1 protein-coding gene is annotated in these 801 nt (G+C 44.3%); it reads left to right on the top strand.

All coding sequences use genetic code 11. The features are described from left to right. The coding region (locus tag WHS63_RS13210) for a hypothetical protein (protein ID WP_445205524.1) at positions 1-801 on the top strand (801 nt) is incomplete at both ends.

The following is an 801-nucleotide window of genomic DNA, read 5'->3' as shown; positions in this document are numbered from 1 at the left end:
AGGCTCAAAGGCTTGGGCTACAAGCATAAGTCAAAACTATGGTTCATTGCTTACCGGTGCTACCGATACAATATTTTTCGATGATTTTGAAACAGCTAAGGGGTGGACATTTACAGGAGAATTTGAGCGCAATCAAATAATCATGCAATGGGATACAATTCCAACATATTCCTATAGCGGCCAATACTGCATTGGGACCGATTTAAGCAGGCAAGGAGCCAATAAAGGCATGTATGAACCCAATGTTACATGGTTTGCCCAGTCGCCAATTATTGATCTAGCGAGCTACAGCAATCTAACACTTTATGCCTGGCGATGGCATAAAATTGCAGCGGGCGATACAGCAATGGTTCAAGCTAGCAGCAATGGCACATCCTGGGAAACCCTATTTTCAACTGGCGGCACAGCAGTTACACATGAAAACTGGGATATTGATACCATACCAATCCCCAATAGTCTTGCCAATTCAGGTACACTATACATCCGATTTGTATTGAAATCGAATGGGGATGCTAACGTGGCCGAGGGTATCAATTTTGACAATGTATGGATTACCGGAACACGATTTAACTCGGAAACAGCATGGTTACAAAGCCCCTGCTTCGATTTTAGTGGAGTAGCAAACCCAATAATCGACCTAAGCATTTTTAACCGCACTGAGCCCGAGGTTGATGGAACTACCCTATACTACTCCACCGACAATGGAGAAACCTGGCAACATGTTGGCAATAGCGCTACGCACGACGATTACTTTAACTGGTATACCGATAGCCTGGTTAGCGCACTTGGTGTTGATGGATG

This window comes from Tenuifilum sp. (genome assembly GCF_037481895.1).
GTDB classification, from domain to species: Bacteria; Bacteroidota; Bacteroidia; order Bacteroidales; family Tenuifilaceae; genus Tenuifilum; species Tenuifilum osseticum.
The sequence above is the reverse complement of the archived record's forward strand: the minus strand, read 5'-3'. Positions and strand labels throughout refer to the sequence as shown.